The 16,409-nt window shown below is 61.8% G+C and carries 15 protein-coding genes and 1 riboswitch; of the genes, 7 read left to right on the forward strand and 8 right to left on the reverse strand.

The annotated features are described in order from the left end of the window. Positions 1-43 precede the first annotated feature (43 nt). Positions 44-1,303, reverse strand: a complete 1,260-nt coding sequence (locus tag CO657_RS17930; RefSeq protein ID WP_054186026.1) for an ABC transporter substrate-binding protein — start codon at positions 1,301-1,303, stop codon at positions 44-46. A gap of 307 nt (positions 1,304-1,610) precedes the next feature. On the opposite strand from CO657_RS17930, the gene CO657_RS17935 reads away from it, so the two are divergent. The 4 genes from CO657_RS17935 (at position 1,611) to queE (ending at position 4,545) form a co-directional block, all read left to right on the forward strand. After that, a complete protein-coding gene (locus CO657_RS17935) occupies positions 1,611-2,663 on the forward strand; it encodes a LacI family transcriptional regulator (RefSeq protein WP_054186025.1) in 1,053 nt (350 codons plus the stop codon). Positions 2,664-2,753: 90 nt separating this feature from the next. After that, positions 2,754-3,464 carry a 7-cyano-7-deazaguanine synthase QueC gene (gene queC / locus CO657_RS17940; protein WP_054186024.1) on the forward strand — a complete coding sequence of 237 codons (711 nt, stop codon included), beginning with the start codon at positions 2,754-2,756 and terminating at the stop codon, positions 3,462-3,464. Further along, entirely contained in the window at positions 3,464-3,820 is a 357-nt protein-coding gene (gene queD, locus CO657_RS17945) for a 6-carboxytetrahydropterin synthase QueD (protein WP_054186023.1), read from the forward strand. Before queC ends, queD begins: the two co-directional genes overlap by 1 nt. Then, positions 3,817-4,545: a 7-carboxy-7-deazaguanine synthase QueE gene (gene queE / locus CO657_RS17950; protein ID WP_054186022.1), complete on the forward strand. Its 729-nt coding sequence runs from the start codon at positions 3,817-3,819 to the stop codon at positions 4,543-4,545. Before queD ends, queE begins: the two co-directional genes overlap by 4 nt. Positions 4,546-4,560: 15 nt before the next feature. Here the strand turns inward: queE and CO657_RS17955 are convergent, their stop codons facing one another. The 6 genes from CO657_RS17955 to CO657_RS17980 form a co-directional block, all read right to left on the reverse strand. Beyond that, positions 4,561-5,784, reverse strand: a complete 1,224-nt coding sequence (locus tag CO657_RS17955; protein WP_054186021.1) for an adenylate/guanylate cyclase domain-containing protein — start codon at positions 5,782-5,784, stop codon at positions 4,561-4,563. 99 nt (positions 5,785-5,883) lie between these two features. After that, positions 5,884-6,858 carry a class 1b ribonucleoside-diphosphate reductase subunit beta gene (gene nrdF / locus CO657_RS17960; RefSeq protein ID WP_054186020.1) on the reverse strand — a complete coding sequence of 325 codons (975 nt, stop codon included), beginning with the start codon at positions 6,856-6,858 and terminating at the stop codon, positions 5,884-5,886. 199 nt (positions 6,859-7,057) lie between these two features. Further along, on the reverse strand, positions 7,058-9,262 hold the full coding sequence (nrdE, locus tag CO657_RS17965) for a class 1b ribonucleoside-diphosphate reductase subunit alpha (protein WP_054186019.1): 2,205 nt from the start codon (positions 9,260-9,262) through the stop codon (positions 7,058-7,060). Next, the gene (nrdI, locus tag CO657_RS17970; protein ID WP_054186018.1) at positions 9,241-9,657 is read right to left on the reverse strand and encodes a class Ib ribonucleoside-diphosphate reductase assembly flavoprotein NrdI; all 417 of its coding nucleotides are present in this window, start codon (positions 9,655-9,657) and stop codon (positions 9,241-9,243) included. The genes nrdE and nrdI overlap by 22 nt, the downstream gene beginning before the upstream one ends. 15 nt (positions 9,658-9,672) lie before the next feature. Next, a complete protein-coding gene (gene nrdH / locus CO657_RS17975; protein ID WP_012559071.1) occupies positions 9,673-9,894 on the reverse strand; it encodes a glutaredoxin-like protein NrdH in 222 nt (73 codons plus the stop codon). Between the two features lie 254 nt (positions 9,895-10,148). Next, a riboswitch (cobalamin riboswitch) is annotated at positions 10,149-10,375 on the reverse strand. A 202-nt stretch (positions 10,376-10,577) separates the two neighbouring features. Next, positions 10,578-12,854, reverse strand: coding sequence for a heavy metal translocating P-type ATPase (locus CO657_RS17980; RefSeq protein WP_054186017.1), 2,277 nt, complete (start codon positions 12,852-12,854; stop codon positions 10,578-10,580). A gap of 71 nt (positions 12,855-12,925) precedes the next feature. Here CO657_RS17980 and CO657_RS17985 point away from each other — a divergent pair, with 71 nt between their 5' ends. Both CO657_RS17985 and CO657_RS17990 read left to right on the forward strand, forming a co-directional pair. After that, positions 12,926-13,348: a MerR family transcriptional regulator gene (locus tag CO657_RS17985; protein WP_003590060.1), complete on the forward strand. Its 423-nt coding sequence runs from the start codon at positions 12,926-12,928 to the stop codon at positions 13,346-13,348. Positions 13,349-13,415: 67 nt separating this feature from the next. Further along, complete coding sequence (locus CO657_RS17990; RefSeq protein ID WP_054186016.1) at positions 13,416-14,624, forward strand: TIGR03862 family flavoprotein; 1,209 nt, start codon at positions 13,416-13,418, stop codon at positions 14,622-14,624. A 46-nt stretch (positions 14,625-14,670) separates the two neighbouring features. On the opposite strand, the gene msrB is transcribed toward CO657_RS17990, so the two are convergent. Beyond that, positions 14,671-15,156: a peptide-methionine (R)-S-oxide reductase MsrB gene (msrB, locus tag CO657_RS17995; RefSeq protein ID WP_054186015.1), complete on the reverse strand. Its 486-nt coding sequence runs from the start codon at positions 15,154-15,156 to the stop codon at positions 14,671-14,673. 199 nt (positions 15,157-15,355) lie between these two features. Here msrB and CO657_RS18000 point away from each other — a divergent pair, with 199 nt between their 5' ends. Beyond that, positions 15,356-16,315 carry a helix-turn-helix domain-containing protein gene (locus CO657_RS18000; protein WP_003590057.1) on the forward strand — a complete coding sequence of 320 codons (960 nt, stop codon included), beginning with the start codon at positions 15,356-15,358 and terminating at the stop codon, positions 16,313-16,315. Positions 16,316-16,409: the final 94 nt, after the last annotated feature.

A 16,409-nucleotide genomic window follows, 5' to 3' on the forward strand; every position in this document is an offset into this window, starting at 1 on the left:
TCCCCGCGACATGCGCGGGGAAGCATGTGCATCAACCACGGTCTCAGCGAGCGTCGTCGATTGCCTGGACGAGCTGCTTGACGGCTTCGTCGGAGCTCTTGATCTGGCCGTGGACGAACTTCGAGACCACGTCCTTATAGGCATTGGCGATGGCCGGAGGGGCGCCGTAGCCCTGCGCCAGCGAGCCGAACAGCGTGCCGCCTTCATTGGCCGCCTTCAGATCGGCGATGCCCTTCTTGCCGCAGGCGTCGAAGTCGGTGTCGGGAACGTCGGTGCGGGCCGGCACCGAACCCTTGACGACGTTGAAGGCCGACTGGAAGCTCTTCGACAGCGTCGCCGTTGCCAGTGCTACCTGTGCGGCCTTGCGGTCGTCGGGAACGTTGAACATGCCGAACATGTCGGAGTTGTAGACGACGCTGCCTTCGGTGCCGGGGAAGCGGTAGCACAGGAAGTCCTTGTCCGGGGTCTTCTTGGCGGCGACGAATTCGCCCTTGGCCCAGTCGCCCATCACCTGCACCAGCGCATCACCCTTGATGACCATGGCGGTCGCCAGGTTCCAGTCGCGGCCGGAGAAGTTCGGATCGACATATTTGATGATCGTCGCCAGATTGTCGAAGGACTTCTTCATCGTGTCCGACTTCAGCGACTCCTCATCGAGGTCGTTGAAGGCCTTCTTGTAGAATTCCGGCCCGCCGGTCGACAGCACGATGGAATCGAACATCGTCGCTTCCTGCCAGTTCTGACCGCCGAGCGCCAAGGGGATGACACCTGCGGCCTTGGCCTTGTCGAGCAGCGCGATCAGATCGTCGAAGGTCTTCGGCTGGGTGCCGCCGATCTTGTCCATCACCGCCTTGTTGATCCACAGCCAGTTGACCGAGTGCACGTTAACAGGGGCTGCGACCCACTTGCCGTCATAGACCGAGAACTTCTGCAGCGCCGCCGGCACCGACTTGTCCCAGCCTTCCTTCTTGGCCGTCTCGGTCAGGTCGCCCATGACGCCGGCCTGGGCATAATCGAGCACGGTATAGCCCAGCATCTGCGAGGCCGTCGGATAGGTGCCGGCCGCAACCATCGCCTTCAGTGCCGTCATCGCCGCATCACCGCCGCCGCCGGCCACTGGAACGTCCTTCCAGGCAAAACCTTCCTTCGACAGATCCTGCTTCAGCACGTTCAAAGCCGCCGCCTCGCCGCCGGACGTCCACCAATGCAGCATCTGAACTTCCTTCACGTCGGCTGCCTGCGCCGCACCGAGGCCAGCCATCATCACGACGGCAACCGCCGCTGAGCTCATAAACTTGCGCATGAATTTCCTCCCATTTGAAAATCGGCGGCGGGCCTTCCCTGCCGCCCGATGTTTTCCGCCGTTGCGACGGTCGACATACGGCCGCACTCCTCTGCGCGGTTGCTAATTTAAAACGTTATAAGTCGCTGATCGTCAAGCCCTTTCTCGACTCCCGAGAAAAATATGGTTATTCCTATATATGATTGAATTTTATAGATATTTTTGATTTGGCTAACAGATCGTTAAAATTTAAAACGTTTTCATTCCTCGATTGCGCGTCCAAGTCATCGTGTTATTGTATCGCCAATTCCAGCATGGAAAGCCGAGAGTGACCGAACCGTCCCGGCCGCGAAGCGGCGAAAATCTCGAGATCACGCATAAGCGCGGCAAGCCGACCTTGCGAACGATCGCCACGATCGCCGGCCTTGCCGTGACGACGGTGTCGCGGGCGCTCTCCGATGCACCGCAGATTTCGCTGGAGACCCGCCAGCGCGTGCACCGCATTGCCCGCGAGATCGGCTATCTCCCCGATCGGGCCGCGCAGCGCCTGAAGACCGGTCGCACCAATGTCATCGCCATCCTGCTTGATTCGCACGAGGAAGTCGTCGGTTTCAGCACCTCGATCATGTACGGCATTGCCAAGGCGCTGAAGGAGACTTCCTACCATCTCGTCGTCGCCCCGAACTTCCTGTCGACCACCGATGTCGAGGCCGCCGAATATATCGTCCGCAACCACCTCGCCGACGGGCTGATCTTCACGCGAACCGAACCGCTCGATGCCCGCGTCCGCCTGCTGCTCGAAACCGGCTTTCCCTTCATCTGCCACGGCCGCACGGAATTTTCGACGCCGCACCCTTATGTCGACTACGACAATTTCACCTTTGCCTATGAGGCGACGCGCCGGCTGATCGCAAAGGACCGCAAGAAGGTGGCCGTGGTCCTGCCGCCGAAACGGCTGACCTTCTGCCAGCATATCCTGCACGGCTTCATGACGGCGGTGCGGGAGGCGGGCATTGCCTATGAGATCCCCGAAACGGTCGATCTCGATACGCCGGCGGATGTGCTGCGCGATTTCATCTCCAGCCGCGCCGCCGCTCCGGAAGCGCCCGATGGTTTCATCTGTCCCGGCGAAGTCTCCGCACTCGCCGTCATCAGCGGCATGAGCGACGCCGGCCGGACACTCGCGGTCGATTACGACATCGTCGCCAAGGAAACGTCCCGCCTTCTCACCCAATTGCAGCCGAAGGTCGACACGATCCACGAGGACCTGACGGCGGCGGGCGAGGATCTCGGCCGCATGCTGCTGCAGCGCATCAACAATGCCGACACCGAAGGCCTGCATCTTCTGCTGCCGCCGCAGATCAATTTCCCGGTCGGTTAAGCCCAGGCTATTCCCAACAGGCGTGATTTGCCCTAGAAGCACGCCGTAATCCGGTCGCAGCCCACCCGGTCAAAACAAGGGATCCAAAATATGAAGACTATCGTCGTCTGCTCCGGCGGACTCGACTCCGTTTCGCTTGCCCACAAGATAGCAGCGGAACAACAGCTTATTGGCCTCGTCTCCTTCGACTACGGCCAGCGGCATCGCAAGGAACTCGATTTCGCCGCCCGGTGCGCCGCGCGCCTCGCCGTTCCCCATCATATCATCGATATATCAGCCATCGGCGGCCATCTCAGCGGATCGGCCCTGACCGACGACATCGAGGTTCCGGACGGCCATTATGCCGAGGAGACCATGAAGGCCACCGTGGTGCCGAACCGCAACGCCATCATGCTGGCCATCGCGTTCGGCTTGGCGGCCGCGCAAAAAGCGGATGCCGTTGCCGTCGCCGTGCATGGCGGCGACCACTTCATCTACCCCGATTGCCGGCCGGGCTTCATCGACGCCTTCCAGCGCATGCAGAACGAGGCGCTGGACGGTTATGCCAACGTCAGACTGCTTGCGCCCTATGTCGATATATCCAAGGCGGCGATCGTTACAGACGGCGAAAAACATGCGACGCCGTTTGCGGAAACATGGTCCTGCTATAAAGGCGGCCGGCTCCATTGCGGGCGCTGCGGAACCTGCGTCGAACGTCGCGAGGCTTTCCATCTCGCCGGTATTCCGGATCCGACGGAATATGAAGACCAGGATTTCTGGAAAGCGGCGGTGTCGCAATACTCTGCCGCGGAGGTGCGTTGATGTACCGCATCACCAAGGAGTTCCATCTCTCCGCCTCGCACCAGCTGGATCATCTGCCGGCCGACCATCAATGCGCCAGGCTCCACGGCCACAACTACGTCGTGGTCGTTGAGCTCTCCGCCGAAAACCTGAACGCTGACGGCTTCGTTCGCGACTATCACGACCTGTCACCGCTCAAGCGGTACATCGACGAAGCTCTCGATCATCGCCACCTGAACGAGGTCTTCGGCCATTCGAAAGTCACCTCCGAGTTCCTGGCAAAGCATTTCTACGACTGGTGCAAAGAGCGTTTCCCGGAGACGTCCTCTGTCCGCGTCAGCGAGACGCCGAAGACCTGGGCGGAGTACCGTCCGTGAGCGGAGAGACCATTCGCGTCAGCGAGATCTTCGGCCCGACCATACAGGGCGAAGGCGCGTTGATCGGGCTGCCGACAGTGTTCGTCAGGACAGGCGGCTGTGACTATCGCTGTTCCTGGTGCGACAGCCTGCATGCGGTCGACAGCGCCTTTCGGGATCAATGGCTTCCCATGTCCGTCGAGGCGGTCTGGCAGGAGGTCACAAAGCTCTCCGGAGGCAGGCCTCTGACGGTTTCCCTTTCCGGAGGCAATCCCGCGATCCAGCCGCTCGGGCCATTGATCGAATTCGGGCATTCGCAAGGATACCGTTTCGCGCTGGAAACGCAGGGGAGCGTCGCCCGGGACTGGTTTCGCGATCTCGACATGCTGGTCTTGAGCCCCAAGCCGCCGTCAAGCGGAATGCTGACGGATTGGGATGAGGTCGACAACTGTCTCCGGCTCGCCGCCGGCGGGCCGGACATCGTCTTGAAAATCGTCGTCTTCGATGATGCCGACTATGCCTTCGCCCGGGAGGCGGGCGAGCGCTATCCCGCTATTCCCCTGTTCCTTCAGCCGGGCAACCGTACACCGCCGCCGCCCGATGACGACGATGCCCGCATCGATATCGACGGCGTAATGGACCGGATGCACTGGCTGGTCGAGAAGGTGACGGCCGACCGATGGTTTGCTCCCCGGGTGCTGCCGCAGCTGCACGTGCTGCTGTGGGGCAACAAACGCGGTGTCTGACTCTGCCTAGCTAGCCTACCGCTCCGGAAACGCGAAGACATCGACCGGCTCTCCGAGCCCGCGCAGCGGGAAGGTGCCGAGACTGTCCATGTCTTTGGCGCAGTCCGCCATCTCGACGAAGGCCCGCGACAAGAGCACCGGGCGCTTGACCTCCTTGGTCAGGCTTTCCAGCCGCGAGGCGACATTGACCGCCGGGCCGATGACGGTGAAATCAAGCCGCCGGCGTGAGCCGATATTGCCGTACATGACGTCGCCGACATGCACCCCGACGCCGTAGCGCAGCGGATCGCGGCCCATGCGCACATGCTCCTCGTTCAGCTCGGCCATCGACGCCTGCCCTTCGCGGATCGCCTGCAGCAGATCGGCGCAGGCCGTTTCCTTGCTCAGTGGGAAGATCGCCAGCAATCCGTCGCCCATGAACTTCAGGATCTCGCCGCCAAACCGTTCGATCGGATCCGATATCGCATCGAAATAATCGTTGAGCAGATGGATGACATCGTCGCGCGGCCAGAGATCGGAGATTGCCGTAAAGTCGCGCAGGTCGCAGATCATGATCGCCGCGCCGACGGTGGCGCCGCTGCCGCGCGTCGTCACGCCCGACAGGATCTGCTCGCTCGCATGCGGCCCGACATAGGTCTGCAGCAGCGTACGCGCCATGATGTTCTTCAGCCTGATTTCGCTGACGAGGGTCAAGGCCGGCAGCAGATCGCGCAGGAAATCGACATGTTCGCGCTCGAAGCCGCCCGGCCGGCTGGTGGAAAATGTCGCCACATGCCGTTTGCCGAAAGTATGCTCGAGCGGCCAGGCGATATACTCGGTCAGGCCGTCGTCACGCAGTTCCTGATAGAATGAATCCAAGTCGCCTGCGGCTGTACCCTCCAGCTGCCTGCGCACCTCCTCTGCACCCTGATGGATCGCGTTGACGGGACTGGTCAGGAAATCCGGCGTGTTTTCGACGCCATAGGCGAATGTATCGATCTTCGCCTCCGGCAGTCCCTCCTTCCAGAGAAGGCGGGCACCAATCCATTGTGGGTGGTTCACCCTGAAATGCAGCGTCGCCCGCGCCACCGGCACGCCTGCCGCCAGCAGCTTCCCGCACATCTCCACCAGGATATTGTCGATGAAGCGCTCGCCGCGCGTCTCGTTCACCAGCCAGTCGAGGATCCGTCTCCTGCGGATCGGCCAGACGCCTTCGTCTGCTTCGGAAGCAGTTCCGGCCTTGTTTGGATAAGACAACATTAAAAACTCCGCTGCGCCACAATCGGCGAGGATCGACTTGATTTCCGCTGAATGTGGGCGATGGGGATGCAAATGATAAGGGCCGACTGCGATAAAGCCTCAGAAATCCCAGTCCTCGTCTTCTGTCGCGACAGCCTTGCCGATCACATAAGAGGAACCGGAGCCCGAGAAGAAATCGTGGTTCTCGTCGGCATTCGGCGAAAGCGCCGACAGGATCGCCGGATTGACCTTGCAGGCTTCGGCCGGGAAAAGCGCCTCGTAGCCGAGGTTCATCAGCGCCTTGTTGGCATTGTAATGCAGGAATTTCTTGACGTCCTCGGTGAGCCCGACGCCGTCATAAAGCGCTTCGGTATATCTCGCCTCATTGTCGTAGAGTTCGAGCAAGAGGTCGAAGGCGAAATCCTTGATCTCCTGTTTTCTCTGCTCGGAAAGCCGCTCCAGTCCGCGCTGGAATTTGTAGCCGATATAATAGCCGTGCACCGCCTCGTCGCGGATGATCAGCCGGATCATGTCTGCCGTGTTGGTGAGCTTGGCGCGGCTCGACCAGTACATCGGCAGGTAGAAGCCGGAATAGAACAGGAAGCTTTCGAGGAAGACGCTGGCGACCTTCTTCTTCAAGGGATCGCCGCAGCGATACTGCTCCATGATCAGCGTCGATTTGCGCTGCAGGAATTCGTTCTCCTCGGACCAGCGATAGGCATCGTCGACGTCGGGCGTCGAGCAGAGCGTCGAAAAGATCGAGGAGTAGGAGCGCGCGTGCACCGCCTCCATGAAGGAGACGTTGGAAAGCACTGCCTCCTCATGCGGGGTGACCGCATCCTCCATCAGCCCGACGGCGCCCACACCGTTCTGGATCGTGTCGAGCAGCGTCAGCCCGGTGAAGACCCGGATCGTCAGCTGCTGCTCGGCCGCCGTCAGCGTCGCCCAGGAGGGAATGTCGTTGGACAGCGGCACTTTCTCCGGCAGCCAGAAATTGCCGGTCAGCCGGTTCCAGACTTCGAGATCCTTGTCGTCCTCAATGCGGTTCCAGTTGATGGCGCGCACGCGGGAGACGGTTTTCAATTGCATGTTCATTGGGTGGTCCTTTTGAGGAATGTCCGAATCTGCCCCTCATCCGCCTGCCGGCACCTTCTCCCCGTAAACGGGGCGAAGGGGGCAAGCCGCAAGCTCTCCGTTCCCTCGCAACCTCTCGCAGGGCACGTCCCCTCTCCCCGTTTTTACGGGGAGAGGGTTAGGGTGAGGGGCATCTTGCTGGTCCAAAGCCGAATTCAAATCACAGCGTACAAGACACGCAGCCCTGCACCTCGGTGCCGGACAGCGCCATCTGGCGAAGGCGGATGTAGTAGATCGTCTTGATGCCCTTCTTCCAGGCGTGGATCTGCGCCTTGTTGATGTCGCGCGTCGTCGCGGTATCGCGGAAGAACAAGGTTAGCGACAGGCCCTGGTCGACATGCTGGGTCGCCGCCGCATAGGTGTCGATAATCTTCTCCGCGCCAATCTCGTAGGCATCCTGGTAATAATCGAGATTGTCGTTGGTCATGAACGGCGCCGGATAATAGACACGGCCGATCTTGCCTTCCTTGCGGATTTCGATCTTCGAGACGATCGGATGGATCGAGGAGGTCGAGTGGTTGATATAGGAGATCGACCCGGTCGGCGGCACCGCCTGCAGATTCCGGTTATAGAGACCGGAGGCCATGACAGCCGTCTTCAGCGCTGCCCAATCTTCCTGTGTCGGAACAGGGATGCCGGCATCGTCGAATAGCGCCTGCACCTTCTCCGTCGTCGGCTGCCATTCCTCCTCGGTATATTTGTCGAAATATTCGCCGGAGGCATATTTCGAGTTCTCGAAACCCTTGAAGCTGGTGCCGCGTTCGAGCGCCAGGAGATTCGAGGCGCGGATCGCGTGATAGGTCACCGTGTAGAAATAGATATTGGTGAAATCGACGCCTTCTTCGGAACCGTAAAAGATACGTTCGCGGGCGAGGTATCCGTGCAGGTTCATCTGGCCGAGGCCGATCGCGTGGCTTTCGTCATTGCCTTTCTCGATCGACGGAACCGAGGCAATATGGCTCATATCGGAAACCGCCGTCAGCGCCCGGATCGAGGTCTCGATCGTCTTACCGAAATCGGCGGAATCCATGGCGGCCGCAATGTTCAGCGAGCCGAGATTGCAGGAAATATCCTTGCCGAGATGCTTGTAGGAGAGGTCGTCATTATATTCGCTCGCCTCACTGACCTGCAGGATCTCCGAGCAGAGATTGCTCATCGAAATACGCCCGGCGATCGGGTTCGCCCGGTTCACCGTGTCCTCGAACATGATGTAGGGATAACCGCTTTCGAACTGGATTTCGGCAAGCACCTGGAAGAATTCCCGCGCCTTGATCTTCTTCTTGGAGATGCCGGCATCTGCCACCATCTCCCGATATTTTTCTGTCACCGAAATCTCGGTAAAGGGCACACCATAGACGCGCTCGACGTCATAGGGCGAGAACAGGTACATGTCCTCGTTGTTCCTCGCGAGTTCGAAGCTGATGTCGGGCACGACGACGCCGAGCGACAGCGTCTTGATGCGGATCTTCTCGTCGGCATTCTCACGCTTGGTGTCGAGGAAGCGCATGATGTCAGGGTGATGGGCGTTGAGATAGACAGCACCGGCTCCCTGCCGGGCACCGAGCTGGTTGGCATAGGAGAAACTGTCTTCGAGCAGCTTCATCACCGGGATGATGCCCGATGACTGGTTCTCGATCTGCTTGATCGGCGCGCCGGCCTCGCGGATGTTCGTCAGCGACAGCGCCACGCCGCCGCCGCGCTTCGACAATTGCAGCGCCGAATTGATCGACCGGCCGATCGATTCCATATTGTCCTCGACCCGCAGCAGGAAGCAGGAAACCAGTTCACCGCGCTGTTTCTTGCCGGCATTGAGGAAGGTCGGCGTCGCCGGCTGGAAGCGGCCGGAGATGATCTCGTCGACCATGTCGCGGGCAAGGGCCTCGTCGCCGCGCGCCAAAGTCAGCGCCACCATGCAGATGCGGTCCTCGTAGCGCTCGAGATAGCGCTTTCCGTCAAAGGTCTTCAGCGTATAGCTGGTGTAATATTTGAAGGCGCCGAGGAAAGTCGGGAACCGGAACTTCCTGGCATAGGCCTGGTCGAACAGGTCGCGGACGAAATTGAAGGAATATTGGTCGAGAACCTCCTGCTCGTAATAGCCCTCGGTCACGAGGTAATCGAGCTTTTCCCTCAGATTGTGAAAGAACACGGTGTTCTGGTTCACATGCTGCAGGAAATACTGCTTCGCCGCCATGCGGTCCTTTTCGAGCTGGATCCTGCCCTCATCGTCATAGAGGTTCAGCATGGCGTTCAGCGCGTGATAGTCGAGCGTTTCCACCGCTTTCAAAGGGCGTTCGCCGGCGGGATGAGCAAAACTGTTATGCGGTTTTGCACCCGCATCCCGCGTCAGAGTTGTTCCCGTGTCCAAAATCGTTCCATTCCGTGTTTGACGTTGGCGACATCCTCCTCCGTGCCCATGAGCTCGAACCTGTAGAGGTACGGCACCCGGCATTTCTGCGAGATCACGTCGCCGGCGAGCCCGTATGTCTCGCCGAAATTGCTGTTGCCCGCGGCAATCACGCCACGAATGTGTCCTCGGTTCTCCGCATCGTTCAAGAAACGGATCACCTGCTTGGGAACGGCGCCCTTTATGATCCCTGGGCCGTCGCCGCCGCTATAGGTCGGCACGACAAGCACGAAGGGTTCGCGGATATGGAACGCATCCGCACCGCCCGCCGGAATGCGCGCCGCGCGCAGTCCGAGCCTGGCAACGAAGCGATGGGTATTTTCGGATCGGCTGGAATAATAGACGATCAGCCCCATCGCCTTTTTCCTCGGTCAGGAGAGCGCGCTGATCATATCGGGGCGGAAACCCGCCCAATGCCGCTCGCCGGCGATCACGACCGGCGCCTGCATGTAGCCGAGGCTGCGGACACGATCGAGCGCTTCGGCATCCTCGGAGATATCGACGATGTCGTAATCGACGCCCAGACGGTCGAGGGCGCGATAGGTGGCAGTGCATTGGACGCAGGCGGGTTTGCTGTAGACGGTAACGCTCATCATGTTCCTCGTGATGTCAAAGAATTCAGGACGCAAGACAGGGATCGGGCGCCTTGTGGCGTCCGGGTCAATGCTTGATGGTGATCTGGCAAGTCGGCGCTTTAGACGCCTGAGACGATCGGGATTAGCGCGGGCGGCGGCCTTGATATTCTGAACATGACTTCAACCCCGAAGTGCTCATGCGGACGTTCGGGCAGCGCAACAGGCGCGGATCATTCCGCTGTCATGCACGCGACCTTCCGGACACCCCGCCCGTGGACATCTAGTTCAAGGCAGGTCTCCTGGCTTGCGGGTCGAAGCACCCTGCCCCAGCCTTCCCGAGGCATCATGCCTCAGTGACCTGAAATCGGACAGTTGCTCGCCGCTTACAGTTGCGGGGGCAGCTCCGGCCTTGCTGCGCCGTCATGGCGAAACGCACCGTATTCCCGTCTTAGCCCGCGATCCGACACGAATCGAAGGAACCTTGAACACTAGATATAGTACGCGAATCCAAAATCACGTCAACGGATGGTTTGTGCGTTGCGTTACGGCAAGTTTGAAATCACTACGTTCCTGTGAAAAACATGGATAACGAAGGCTTAAGCAAACAGGCTGTGAAGAAGGCCGGAACGAAGAGAGCCGGCTTGTAGCCGGCTCTACGATTGTCGATTCCCGATCAGCCGCATCGTCGCTGCGAATAGGGTTTATCCCTTGACCTGAAGCAGCCTAAGCGCATTGATCGTCACCAGCACGGTGGCGCCGGTATCGGCGAGAATTGCCGGCCAGAGACCGGTGATGCCGGCAATCGTCGTCACCAGGAACACCGCCTTCAGTCCCAGCGCGATGCTGATATTCTGCAGGATATTGCGCATCGTCCGTTTGGACAGCTCGATCATCCGCGCCACGTCGCCGACGCGCCCGTGGAGAACGGCGGCATCCGCAGTTTCCAGCGCCACGTCGGTGCCGCCGCCCATGGCGATGCCGATATCGGCGGCAGCCAGCGCCGGAGCATCATTGATGCCGTCGCCGACCTTGGCGACGATGAAGCCCTGGCGCTTCAATTCACCGACGACCCGCTGCTTATCCTCAGGCATCATCTCGCCGCGCCAGTCGATGCCGAGCATGCCGGCAACGGCTGCTGCCGTCCGCTTGTTGTCGCCCGTCAGCATCATCGCCTTGACGCCGGCCGACTTGAGCGTGGAAAGCCCGGCCTTGGCATCCTCGCGCGGCTCGTCGCGCATGGCGATCAGGCCGGCCGCGACACCGTTGACGAGCAGCACCGACACGCTCTTGCCCTCGTCGTTCAGCACAGTAATGCGTGCATCCTTGTCGCCATCGAGTGCTCCGCGCTCACGGGCAGCGGACGGTGACAGCAGATCCAGCGTCTCGCCGCCGACATTGCCGCTGACGCCCTTGCCCGGCAGCGCCTCCAGCTCGAAGGCCGGCGGCACGGGGACGCCGTCGGCCTTGGCGCGGTTGAGGATCGCCAGCGCTAGGGGATGGCTGGAACCCTGCTCCAGCACCGCCGCGCGCGACAAGACCTGCGCCTCACTCAATCCGAAGGAAACGATGTCGGTCACCTGAGGCTTGCCTTCGGTTAGCGTGCCTGTCTTGTCGAAGGCGACCATCGTCACCTTGCCGAGCGTTTCCAATACCGCGCCGCCCTTCATCAGCAGCCCGCGCCGCGCGCCTGCTGAAAGCGAGGCGGCAATCGCCGCCGGCGTCGAGATGACAAGCGCGCAGGGGCAACCGATCAGCAGAATGGCAAGGCCCTTATAGACCCATTCGCTCCATGAGCCGTCGAAGAGGAGCGGCGGAACGACCGCGACCAGTGCGGCAACCACCACCACGCCGGGCGTGTAATAACGCGAGAACCGATCGATGAAACGTTCCGTCGGCGCCTTCGATTCCTGTGCCACTTCCACCAGCTTGACGACGCGGGCGATGGTATTGTCGACAGCGGCTGCCGTGACTCGAACCCGGAGCACCGCATCGCCGTTCACCGTTCCGGCAAAAACGATGGCGTCGACACCCTTGCGCACCGGCGTGCTCTCGCCCGTTACCGGCGCCTCGTCGATCGCGCTCTCGCCCGAGACGATGATGCCATCCGCCGAGATGCGGTCGCCCGGACGCACCATGATGATCGCGCCGACGGCGAGGCTTTCCGCCGGAACCTCCCGCGTCTGACCATTGTCTTCGAGCAGCGCATTCTTCGGCACCAGGGCCGTCAGCGACTGGATGCTTTCGCGCGCCTTGCCGGCCGCGACGCCTTCCAGCAGCTCGCCGACGAGGAACAGGAACACGACGGTCGCCGCCTCCTCTCCCGCATTGATGATGACGGCGCCGACGGCAGCGATCGTCATCAGCATCTCGATCGAAAACGGCGTGCCGGAGAGAGCCGCCATGACCGCGCGCCGCGCAATCGGCACCAGCCCGACCAGCATGGCGATGATAAAGGCATAGGATGCGATCGCAGGCACGAGATGGCCGATGGCATAGGCGGCGACGAGCGCGGCACCCGAGAGGATGGTCAGCCGGCCCTTCCTGCTCTGCCACCAGGGGCCGGTCATCGGCGTATGATCGTGCCCATGCAGACCTTCGATTTCCGTCTCGCCATGAGCAGCATGGTCATGATCGTGACCTGCATGATCATGACCATGGCCGGCATGATCATGCCCCTCGTGATCGTGGCCCGCGTGATCGCCGTGATCATGGTCGTGATGATCGTGAGAACCGCGCTCATGCGCCGGCGCCGCGCTTCCGGCAAAGGGCGAGACCGAATAACCGAGCCCCGTCACCTTCTTCTCGATCGCCTTGAGGTCGCTGCTGCCGTCATGCCGGACGGTCATCGTTCCCGCCATCACCGAGACGGAAACATCGGCCACCCCGGCCACGCGCCTGACCGCGGTATCGATCTTGCTCGCGCAGGCGGCGCAATCCATGCCGCCGACCCGGTATCGTGTCTCGTTCGTCTCAGCCATGATCCGCTTCCTTGTCAAACAGAAGCATCCCTCCTACATCCTCTAGCGACTAGAGGTGCAAGAGGAAAATCATGAAAAAGATCACGATCGGTGAAGTGGCTCGCCAGAGTGGGGTCAAAGTGCCGACGGTGCGTTATTATGAGAGCATCGGCCTGCTCGCGGCGCCGAGCCGCAGCGAAGGCAACCAGCGCTCCTTCGAACCTGCCGATATCAGCCGGCTTGCCTTCATCCGCCATGCCCGCGAACTCGGCTTCGAGATCGAGGCGATCCGCACGCTGCTGACCCTGCAGGATGATCCGCACCAATCCTGCGCCTCCGCCGATGCCATCGCCAAGGCTCGTCTCGTCGAAGTCGAGCAGCGCATCCGCAGCCTGATGGCTTTGAAGGCCGAGCTGGAAACCATGGTGGAAGGCTGCGGCCACGGCCGCGTCGACCAATGCCGTGTCATCGAGGTTCTCGCCGACCACGGCCAGTGCACGCATTCGCATCACTGATCCCGCCCTTGCAGGCAAGGCGCAGCCGCGCCAAAACGGCACCAGAAAGAATCGGGCAAAGACATCCATGAGCCAGAAGCGAATTGCCATCATCGGCGGCGGCCCGGCGGGCCTGGCGGCTGCCGAACTGCTTTCGCTCTCCGGCCATGCGGTGACCGTCTACGACGCCATGCCGACTTTCGCCCGCAAGTTCCTGCTGGCCGGCAAATCGGGTCTGAACATCACCCATTCCGAGGATTATGCCCGTTTCGCCACGCGCTTCGGCCCGGCCTCCGCCCGCCTGCGCCCCGCCCTGGATGCCTTTACCCCTGTCGATATCAGGGACTGGGCGGCAGGGCTCGGGACGGAGACCTTCGTCGGTTCGTCCGGCCGGGTCTTCCCGATGGTGATGAAAGCCTCTCCCTTGCTGCGCGCCTGGCTCAAGCGATTGGAGGCGCAGGGTGCTGTGCTCCGCACCCGCCACCGTTGGATCGGTTTTGCCGATGAGGGCTATGTTTTCGAAACGCCGGAAGGGCGCAGCATCGTCCATTGCGACGCCGCCCTGCTGGCGCTCGGCGGCGCAAGCTGGCCGCGCCTCGGCTCGGATGCGGGCTGGCTGCCGTGGTTATCGGAGAAGGGTGTCGAGATCGATGCCTTCCGGCCCGCCAATTGCGGCTTCGTCGTCGGCTGGAGCCAAAACTTCAGAGAGCGGTTCGCCGGCGAGCCGGTGAAGTCGGTCACCGCCACCTCCGAAGCCGGGACCTTTCCCGGCGAATTCGTCATCACCGCAAGCGGCATCGAGGGCAGCCTGGTCTATACCCATGCGGCGAGCCTCCGCGACCGGCTGCTGGACCGCGGCAGCGCTGCCCTGACGCTCGACCTCGCCCCCGGCCGGACGGTCGAAAGGCTGACCCGTGACCTCGCGCGGCAGGACGGCAAATCGAGCTTCTCGAACCGCCTGCGCAAGGGCGCCGGCCTCGCCGGCGTCAAGGCGGCCTTTCTGCGAGAACTCGCTCCCGAGCGCGATCGAACCGATCCCGGACGTATCGCCGGCCTGATCAAGGCCCTGCCGGTGCCCGTTCTCGATACGAGGCCGATCGCCGAGGCCATTTCCTCGGCCGGCGGCATCCGCTGGAGCGGCATCGACGACGGCTTCATGTTGAAGGCGCTGCCGGGCACCTTCGTCGCCGGCGAGATGCTCGACTGGGAGGCGCCGACCGGCGGCTACCTCCTTACCGCCTGCCTTGCGACCGGCCGCGCCGCCGCCCGCGGCATCGAGGCATGGCTGCGAGGATAGGCCCCGGCGCTCGCCGGCACTGAACAGCAAGCAAGACCTCCTTCGACTAGGCCGAGGCTGGATGAAACGTCATGACAAGGCCATTCATGCAGTAGCGAAGCCCGGTTGGCTTCGGACCATCATCGAAGACGTGGCCGAGATGGCCGCCACAGCGACCGCAATGGACGGCCGTGCGTGCCATCCCGAAAGTCGTGTCGTTCGTGGTGCCGACCGCATGGTCGAGCGGTGCCCAAAAGCTCGGCCAGCCGGTGCCGCTGTCGAATTTCGTTGCCGAAGAAAAGAGCTTCTGGTCGCAGCCGACGCAGGCGAAAGTGCCTTTCCGCTCCTCATGCAGCAGGGCGCTGGTGAAGGGATTTTCCGTCCCAGCCTGACGGAGAATGACAAACTGATCCGGCGTCAGCAGCTTGCGCCATTCATCCTCTGTGTGCATCACCGCAAACGTCTCGCCGGCGATCGCCTTGCCGGCCAGGCTCGCGCGAACGGCAAGCGCCCCGAAAACGGTCGTCATCAGCAATAATCGTCTGTTCAGCATGATCAGGATCTCCCCATCTGGCAAAGCCTCGCTCTCTAAGGAAATACGGGCGGGAGACATCTTTGTTACACCCTCACCGCTCAAACACCGAAATGTGATGCTGCCCCTTCCGCCGCACGCTGACGGCCGCCACGCGCCGCCTGATTGCAAACCAGCGGCTTTTCCATCAGACTGTGCTGAAGTTCCGTGGGAGGAGCCGATGCACGAACACTCAGCACACGCCGAGCATGTCTACACCTCTGCCCAGCGCGATTCCGCCGCGGCCAGTTCTCCCGTTGTCGCCTCCTGGCGGCGATGCATGACCATGCATCAACTCGCTCCGGAAGACGAACGGGCGCCACTGCGTGTCACCGACGAGGAATTCCGCCGTGCCCGCGAACAGTCCGGGCAGCTGATCGCCAGCGCGACCGAAGAACTCGATCGTCTCTTTACCACCGTCGGCAGGGCCGGCTGCTGCCTGCTTCTGACCGACAGGAACGGCATTGCATTGGAGCGCCGGGGGGCTGCCGGCGACGACAAGGAGTTCCACAAACTCGGCCTATGGACCGGCTCCGTCTGGACCGAGGCGAGCATCGGCACCAACGGCATCGGCACCGCGCTTGCCGACGAACGCGCCGTCGCCATCTTCCGCGACCAGCATTTTTTCTGCGCCAATACCAGCCTCAGCTGCACCACGGCACCGATCCGCGATCACCGTGGCCGGGTGGCCGCGGCCCTCGATATTTCCACCTGCCGCGAAGACGTCAACGAGATGACGCTGACGATCCTGACGCAGACCGTGCGCGATGCGGCGATGCGCATCGAGCTCAACCTCTTCCGCTCGGCTTTTCCCAGCGCCCGTTTCCTGATGGTTCCGGCCGGCGCCAATTCCGCCGCCGCCCTGCTTGCCGTCGACCGGCACGATCTGGTGCTGGGAGCAACGCGCGCTGCCCGCATCGCGCTGCAGCTGGACGACAAGCGAATCGCCGCCGGCATTCCGGCGGCCGATGCCCTGCATGAGGCTGGAGTCTCGCAGCAGGAGGAGATCGTCGAGGCGGAAAAAGCAGCTCTGTTGCGGGCGCTGTCGCGCACCAGCGGCAACGTCTCGCAGGCGGCCGTCGCCCTCGGCATTAGCCGCGCCACCCTGCATCGGAAGATGAAGAAGTTCGACCTGCACTGACGAATGCATGTCGCCCGGAAGTGTGCAGCGGTTCCGGCATAACGACATGCATCAAAACAAAGAGCTAACGCCCGAACGTTCCACCGACACCGTC

This window comes from Rhizobium acidisoli (genome assembly GCF_002531755.2).
GTDB lineage: Bacteria > Pseudomonadota > Alphaproteobacteria > Rhizobiales > Rhizobiaceae > Rhizobium > Rhizobium acidisoli.

Excerpts from the sequence above, each read along its gene's own strand:
- CO657_RS17930 (WP_054186026.1), bottom strand. The coding sequence starts at position 1,303 with ATGCGCAAGTTTATGAGCTCAGCGGCGGTTGCCGTCGTGATGATGGCT.
- queC (WP_054186024.1), top strand. The coding sequence starts at position 2,754 with ATGAAGACTATCGTCGTCTGCTCCGGCGGACTCGACTCCGTTTCGCTT.
- queD (WP_054186023.1), top strand. The coding sequence starts at position 3,464 with ATGTACCGCATCACCAAGGAGTTCCATCTCTCCGCCTCGCACCAGCTG.
- CO657_RS17955 (WP_054186021.1), bottom strand. The coding sequence starts at position 5,784 with ATGTTGTCTTATCCAAACAAGGCCGGAACTGCTTCCGAAGCAGACGAA.
- nrdF (WP_054186020.1), bottom strand. The coding sequence starts at position 6,858 with ATGAACATGCAATTGAAAACCGTCTCCCGCGTGCGCGCCATCAACTGG.
- nrdI (WP_054186018.1), bottom strand. The coding sequence starts at position 9,657 with ATGGGGCTGATCGTCTATTATTCCAGCCGATCCGAAAATACCCATCGC.
- nrdH (WP_012559071.1), bottom strand. The coding sequence starts at position 9,894 with ATGAGCGTTACCGTCTACAGCAAACCCGCCTGCGTCCAATGCACTGCC.
- CO657_RS17980 (WP_054186017.1), bottom strand. The coding sequence starts at position 12,854 with ATGGCTGAGACGAACGAGACACGATACCGGGTCGGCGGCATGGATTGC.
- CO657_RS17985 (WP_003590060.1), top strand. The coding sequence starts at position 12,926 with ATGAAAAAGATCACGATCGGTGAAGTGGCTCGCCAGAGTGGGGTCAAA.
- CO657_RS17990 (WP_054186016.1), top strand. The coding sequence starts at position 13,416 with ATGAGCCAGAAGCGAATTGCCATCATCGGCGGCGGCCCGGCGGGCCTG.
- msrB (WP_054186015.1), bottom strand. The coding sequence starts at position 15,156 with ATGCTGAACAGACGATTATTGCTGATGACGACCGTTTTCGGGGCGCTT.
- CO657_RS18000 (WP_003590057.1), top strand. The coding sequence starts at position 15,356 with ATGCACGAACACTCAGCACACGCCGAGCATGTCTACACCTCTGCCCAG.